Source organism: Haloarcula rubripromontorii, assembly GCF_001280425.1.
Classification (GTDB): Archaea; Halobacteriota; Halobacteria; order Halobacteriales; family Haloarculaceae; genus Haloarcula; species Haloarcula rubripromontorii.
The window spans coordinates 870,005-876,301 of the sequence record NZ_LIUF01000002.1 but is presented as its reverse complement, the minus strand read 5'-3'; the positions used below and the strand labels follow the sequence as shown (position 1 = coordinate 876,301).

The following is a 6,297-nucleotide window of genomic DNA, read 5'->3' as shown; positions in this document are numbered from 1 at the left end:
CGTCTAAACCCAGCGAGTGTTCGGCTCTCGCCTGCGGCGAAGCCGAACACGAGCGCCCACACGAGGACAGGAATCTGGAGCTTACCCTCTCGCTCGACCACGCCGAGTTCCTCGGCGTGCTCTTCGAGGAACTCAGAGGGAAACAGTGTAGTGAGCCGACGCATGATTCTCGATGAGGAGGCTCTGTTGGACACAGCTATCGCCTCCTCATTCCTCTCGAAAAGAAGCCTCGATAAGCCGCTGCTGTCACGCGGTTTCTCTCTTAGCTAAAGACGGATGTTCGTAATCGAAAAGTTCCGTGCATACGTCGTCGTAATCGCTATGTCCACGACATTGGCTGTTGAAGGAATGAGTTGCGGTCACTGTGAGCAGGCCGTTGAGGAGGCCATCGAAGCACTGGCTGGAGTGCAAGGCGCTGACGCCGACAGAGATGCCGAACAGGTGTCTGTCGACGGCGACATCAGCGTAGAGCGACTCATCGCCGCTGTGGAGGACGCGGGGTACGACGCTGAAGCTTGACCAGTACCGTCGCGAACACTCTGGTAGTTGTTATCGATACCGCTCGGTTGTGACTGCTCCGTCGCAAATACGCATCACACAGTCAGGCGGTGGGAAAAACGGCCGACTCAGTCGAACAGCCCTTCTTCCCGAAACCCGGTCATCAGGTCGTCGATGAGAGCCTCCGCCGTCTCGTAGGGATACTCTTGATACTCGGCGTACTCTGCGCCGAAGTCCATCACCCCGACGCGTATGTCTCCTGCCTCGAATGTCGTACCCGGACCGTCCGGCAGGGCCGGCACCAGTTCCATCGGTTCTTCGACGGGATAGTCTGCGTTCGTGAAGACCGCCTCTAATTCAGCTCTGAGCTGCTCGGCAGTATCTGCTGTCATGCCTGAAGCTTGGAGAAGAGAGACAAAAGACTTGTTCTGTGCCAACAGGTGTACAGTGCCGTTACTCAGTATAGCCGAGATCGCGGAGGTTTTGCAGGACTTCTTCATCTTCGATGGCAGTGTCGATAGCCTCATCGATGATGTCCTGTCGCTGTTGAACGACTTGCAGAAGTTGTCGCGCACTTCTGAGTTTGTATCGGGCTTCAGGGTCGTCCACGTCATCTAGCGTGCCTTCCAACAGTTCGTCTATCGTAGCGAGTGTCGTTTCGGCCATAGAAGCGCTATTGGGAACAGTTTACTAAGGTTTGCTGGATTTACCGCTAAGACAGGCCGTCGATCACATCGTAGAGCGGGATTCGTCCAGCCTCTCGTTTCGAAGGCGAATGAACCGTCTGAGGCGACGAGGGCCGGATCCCCTCTCAGTAAAATAACATATTAAAATTTTTTGTGTAGCTACCGGAACGAGCAGTCGATGCCCTCCACATCGCGGCGGACATTTCTCGGAATGGTCGCCACCGGAACATTCGCCAGCGTCGCTGGCTGTTCGTCGACGTGCCCCGACGACGGCGAGCCAGAGCCATCACACACCGTGGACCCGGGTATCGACAATCCCGGCTTCGAGACACTGCCCGACGGGTCGTGGCCCTTACCGCGGTTCGATACAGCGAACACAGGCTATGCGCCAGTCCAACTGGAAACAACGACACCAGCTGTTAGATGGCACGCAAATGTTTCTGCAGCCGCTACTGGCGGTGACGACACGAGTGCAAGCGCGGCCGTCGTCGCCGACGAAACTGTCGTGCTGGCGACTTCGACCGACATCGTCGCGCTGTCGCTCCGTGACGGATCGGAACAGTGGCGGCGTGCGCTCACACCGGCGACAGTTCCGTCGGTGGTCGACATTGGAGACGGCGCAGCGCCGCCAGTGATGGCCAACGGCCGTGTTTTTCTCGCGACGGCGGACGGTATCGCAGCGCTCAGAGTTGCGGACGGCGCTGTTGTGTGGCGAAACACTGACACAGCGGGGGCAGGCGTTCCGACAGTGGCTGCTGGTGCACTGTTCGTTCCCACGACTGATGGGGTGGCGAGATTTGATATCGACGACGGGCACCGGCAGTGGACGGCAAATGTCGATGGAACGAGGCTGGCCGTGGCCGATGGCACCGTCGTTATCGCTGGTGAGCAGATAGTGGCGGTAGACGCCGCAACCGGTGCGGTCCAGTGGAAACGCGAAGATCGACCTGCTGGATATCCTGTCGTGTCCGATGAGACGGTCTATGTGAGCGATACGTACGGTGACCTGCTCGGCCGCTCGCTCACAGACGGGACAGAGCAGTGGCGGCTCGACGACAGACGGTCACTTGAGTCCCCGGTCGTGACGCCCGAGAGCGTGTATGCAATTGAGCGTCCCGGTGAGTCCTCCAGTGCGACGTTTGCCTTCGACCGCGTCGATGACGGCGCACCGACGCCCCGGTGGTGCTCGGAAATCGATCTTGGTGGCGCAGTGACTGCCGCGGCTGCTGATGCCGTGTTTACGTTCCAGCGCGAGAATGGTCTCACCGCGTTCACTACGCGCTTTGGTGAGGCAGTGTGGCAGTATCCTGTCGAGTATCAGGCTGTCTCAGTGGCAGTACTCGACGGTGGGGTCGTGGGCGTCTCTCCGACTGGAACTGTCGTGGCTCTTGGAGGTGAGTGACCTGCTATGTCCCGTCGCGTATATCGGATCGCCGGTCCGCTCCTCGGTCTGAGTGCGGTCTGTCTGCTCATCACCGCAGTCCCACTTGAACTCTGGCCGACTCCGCGGCCGGGTGATTCGTATGTGTTCAACCCACCAACCTTCAGCGCGATCTGGGTGCAGCGAACACTCAGACCCGGACTCATTATAAGCGCGAACGCGCTGGTGTTCGTCGGTCTGGGCGCATTGTTCAGGCGTGACAGGGACTCACTGTCACGCCTGCAAGGCGCGTTCGCACTCGGGGCGCTCTTCGGGACTGGGGCCTGTTTGCTCGGGACGCTGTTGTTCACCACAGCCAGCACAAACGATATCGGGAGAGAACTCACCGCCCTCCTCATCTGGGCACTTGCGATCCCGCTCATAATCATAGGCCTCGGCGGTTGGGGCGCTGGCTACCTCCGGTCCGAAAGCGCTCGGCTCGGTGCCGCACTCACTGGCCCACCAGTACTCGCCGCTGCAGTGCTCGGTCTGTCGGTGGCAGGCGTTGGCTTCTCACCCGCTGGCAGGCTGTTGTTGATCGTACCGACGAGTGGCATGGCGCTTGTCGTCGGGTATGACCTGTGGACCGACAACAGCACCGCAGTGGATAGATAGCTCTTCACAGGCCACTCGAACGACTTATGACAATAGACTGGCCCGACCGGGGAGTATCTGCTCTGAACGTTCGGGTTGTCGGTCAAACACCGCGACAACTGGGGCGGCATCAGACAGGTGTGGCAGTATGTATTCGCCATCAGCGTGTTCGATAGTAACTGTCTCTGTGCCGAACAGCGAATCAAGCGGTGTCTTCTCGACGCGGAGGCTACGTTCCTCCCACGATTCGATGCGCCAGAGTGCCGTGCCAAACAGACGGTCGTATGCGATGAGGACACCGTTGTCAGCGTCGATTCGGTATTCGATCGCCCCGTATCGCAATAGCTGATCGAGACACAGCAGGAGAACCGGGATGCTAACGCTTGCGACAACAATCACGGCAACGATGTCCCATGCGCCCCCAATTGCAAACAGAACCGCAACGAGAAGCCCCATGCCGCAGAGAAACATGCTTCCCGGGTGATGTGGAAATCGGAGGGGGCCACCGATGACTCGTCCCCAGCGAACCGGGCGAAGGCGTTCAGAAACCTCAGCCAGCGTTCCGTCGACAGATCGTGCTTTCGATGGGGCCCTTTGCCAGCCGTATTCCTGATCGTACGACTTGAAATAGACGGCAAGACGGTCGCTGTAGACACCCAGGAGGTCAGATGCGAATTTGAAACAGACGATCATGAGTACCATCGGCAACCCGACGACAGTCGGGTCAAGACTGCCGAGTTCTGCTTCAGGCCCCTCTGTGGCTGCTGTTATGAGCGTCAGAGTGAGTATCCCCCCAAAAAAGACAGTTATCATCCGCGGTAACAGGCCACCAAAGGCTGTCGCCGAGTTGTGTTTCCGATACGCGCCGTTGTAGAAGTAGTTTCGCACCGTTGTCACACCCGTTACAACGAAAATACCGACCGTTGCCAGCAGTACACCAGTTACCGTCTCTGTGCTAGGCTCCGGCAGTGGACCGATGAGGAGGGCCCCAGTAAACAACCAGACCCCTGCCAGGATGAGAACGGTAACTGGAAGCGCAAGCATCGTCGTGAGATAGACCCGCAGATCGGTTCGCGGGACAGAGAGGGCGAACTGTCGTTCCGCCAGTGGCCCGATAAGTAGGGTGCCAGTCTCGATAGTCGGCGGGCGGCCAGCGAACACTGCCCGGACGAGTGCCCAGACCGAGTCGACGCCAAGCTCAAACCAGTACAGAAACAGCAATGCAGCCGCACTCCAGTCAAGGAACGCAACGCCAACAATCGGAAGCGAATTCGAGGCGATGGTGCCAAGTAGTTCTGTCCGACGGCTATCCTCTGTCCGGAGAACCCGTCTGGCGGAGGGCATCATGCCGTGCTGATAGCTACTGACGTATGAACGAACTGATCACACAGCCAACCGCGCCAGCAACGATCAGGAGTCAGCGGACGACGTCGGCTCATCTCGGGGCAGTCCAGGGCACCAACAGCTGACACGTCGCTGTCCGAACTGTCCACTGACACTACATACCGCCCTCCTAATCCAACGATATATGCGGGACGGACTCCTAGTAAAGACATGGCCCGTTTTAGCTCCGTACTCATCTACGACGGCGAGTGTCCGTACTGTTCGGTGGCTGCGAAAGCCCTCGAACGGCTTGACGATATCGGCGCGATCTCGTGGTACGACGAGTCGGCGCAGTCGTTTCTGACGGCCCAGTTTGACGAGCCGCCGTTTGCGATGGTACTGGTCGATCGGCCGACCAAGCGGGTGTACGCGGGGCGGGCAGCCGCCGAAGAGCTCGCCGGTCGCGCCGGACTCCCCGATCTTGTCGGCTCGCTCGTCAGAGAGAACTACGAGAAAATCGCGCACGTCGTTGGGCTGGCGAGTGGGCGGGGGAGAGAACCGGACGATGTCCACGAGCGATATCGGCTGACAGATGATGCCAGGGATTGCTTCGACACGCTCGCGGAGGACGCCGTTGACCGAGATATCCGCACCGACGCGTGAGACAGTCGCGACCAGACACCAGCGGCCACTGTGTCTTACTCACTTGGTGTTCTCGCAGCGGTCGTAAGCCGCCAGCGGCGAACTCCTCTGTGTGTGTTGAACCCCACCAGGCCTTTCAAAGCGAGCTGCTGGAGGTGCGTTGTGACGTACGGTTTCGGGGCCGAAAGGCGTGCAGAGATGTGTGCTGTCGGGACCGCAGTCGCGTCACAGTCTTCAAGGACCGCCAGAACGTCATCGTTTGTCAGTGGGTCGATGGCCATGTCACCAATTCGGACTGCCGGGTAACAAACTCTCGCAATCGGGTAGCAGATGGCAGCGGTCAGTGTTGGTTGGTATTTATTATGCTGGTGGTCTGTGCTCCTGATCTTCCCGATTTCGGTACTCAAAGTCGAATTCCGAGTTCCTGAGAATCTCCTCAAACCTTATTCCAGTATCAAGAACATATTCCAGCTATGAGTTCAGATTTCCAACCCTTACTGGGCGCAGAGGTGGAAGATTCGGTCATCGATGAGGTGCTAACAGAGAGAGGCGTTGGTGTGTTGTCGATGGCTGCCGAGGGAGTGCCATATGGCGTGCCGCTATCCTTCGGATACGACGGTGAGGACACCCTATACTTCGTGTTTCTGGGCGCAACCACCGAACTCCGAAAAGAGACGTATGCGGAGCAAACTGATGTGGCAAGCTTTAGCACCTTCGACATTGGTCCAGACGGTGCATGGCGGAGTGTAATCGTCGCCGGATCGCTCAACCGCATCGAAATCGACGAGTGGGACACCGCACGTGAGTCACTCGCTGATAACGCGTATCAGTCAAATCTGCTTTCAGAGTACGAACTACAGGAAAATCCCAATGTGTGGGCATTGGAAATCCGAGAGCGGTCAGGCCGCGCTGTCGGGCAGCAGTGACTGGGTCTCTCTCGGCTCTGTACTGACTGAACACACGGGAGATAGCGTAAAAATGGGACAGTTGTACGTATACAAATACGCATTTATGTGCCACAGTCAATAGATTATTTTGCTAATATCACAGACACTGGCGTGTTTCTATCGCTTTTACCCCAAATATTAAAATAGTCGACGCCAATGCGTTATGACATGAAGAAGCGATTGCGAA

At 58.0% G+C, this 6,297-nt stretch carries 8 protein-coding genes and 1 pseudogene; 5 read left to right on the top strand and 4 right to left on the bottom strand.

Going from position 1 to position 6,297, the window contains the following annotated elements; all coding sequences use genetic code 11:
• Positions 1-164 (bottom strand): annotated as a pseudogene (locus tag AMS69_RS20150) (IS4 family transposase); the annotation flags it as partial.
• 157 nt (positions 165-321) lie between these two features.
• Between AMS69_RS20150 and AMS69_RS09640 the strand changes: the two are divergent.
• On the top strand, positions 322-519 hold the full coding sequence (locus AMS69_RS09640; RefSeq protein ID WP_053967881.1) for a heavy-metal-associated domain-containing protein: 198 nt from the start codon (positions 322-324) through the stop codon (positions 517-519).
• Positions 520-626: 107 nt separating this feature from the next.
• Here the strand turns inward: AMS69_RS09640 and AMS69_RS09635 are convergent, their stop codons facing one another.
• Positions 627-890 (bottom strand): MTH865 family protein, encoded by a 264-nt coding sequence (locus AMS69_RS09635; protein ID WP_053967831.1) that lies wholly within the window; start codon positions 888-890, stop codon positions 627-629.
• A gap of 61 nt (positions 891-951) precedes the next feature.
• On the bottom strand, positions 952-1,164 hold the full coding sequence (locus tag AMS69_RS09630) for a hypothetical protein (protein WP_053967830.1): 213 nt from the start codon (positions 1,162-1,164) through the stop codon (positions 952-954).
• Positions 1,165-1,395: 231 nt separating this feature from the next.
• Here AMS69_RS09630 and AMS69_RS09625 point away from each other — a divergent pair, with 231 nt between their 5' ends.
• Both AMS69_RS09625 and AMS69_RS20860 read left to right on the top strand, forming a co-directional pair.
• Positions 1,396-2,586: an outer membrane protein assembly factor BamB family protein gene (locus AMS69_RS09625; protein ID WP_053967829.1), complete on the top strand. Its 1,191-nt coding sequence runs from the start codon at positions 1,396-1,398 to the stop codon at positions 2,584-2,586.
• 6 nt (positions 2,587-2,592) lie between these two features.
• Positions 2,593-3,219 carry a hypothetical protein gene (locus AMS69_RS20860; protein ID WP_238378371.1) on the top strand — a complete coding sequence of 209 codons (627 nt, stop codon included), beginning with the start codon at positions 2,593-2,595 and terminating at the stop codon, positions 3,217-3,219.
• Between the two features lie 24 nt (positions 3,220-3,243).
• On the opposite strand, the gene AMS69_RS09615 is transcribed toward AMS69_RS20860, so the two are convergent.
• Positions 3,244-4,542, bottom strand: a complete 1,299-nt coding sequence (locus AMS69_RS09615; RefSeq protein WP_053967879.1) for a DUF6498-containing protein — start codon at positions 4,540-4,542, stop codon at positions 3,244-3,246.
• Positions 4,543-4,752: 210 nt separating this feature from the next.
• Between AMS69_RS09615 and AMS69_RS09610 the strand changes: the two genes are divergently transcribed.
• The gene (locus tag AMS69_RS09610; protein WP_053967828.1) at positions 4,753-5,184 is read left to right on the top strand and encodes a DCC1-like thiol-disulfide oxidoreductase family protein; all 432 of its coding nucleotides are present in this window, start codon (positions 4,753-4,755) and stop codon (positions 5,182-5,184) included.
• A gap of 452 nt (positions 5,185-5,636) precedes the next feature.
• Positions 5,637-6,089 carry a pyridoxamine 5'-phosphate oxidase family protein gene (locus AMS69_RS09600; protein WP_053967826.1) on the top strand — a complete coding sequence of 151 codons (453 nt, stop codon included), beginning with the start codon at positions 5,637-5,639 and terminating at the stop codon, positions 6,087-6,089.
• The last annotated feature ends 208 nt before the right edge of the window (positions 6,090-6,297 follow it).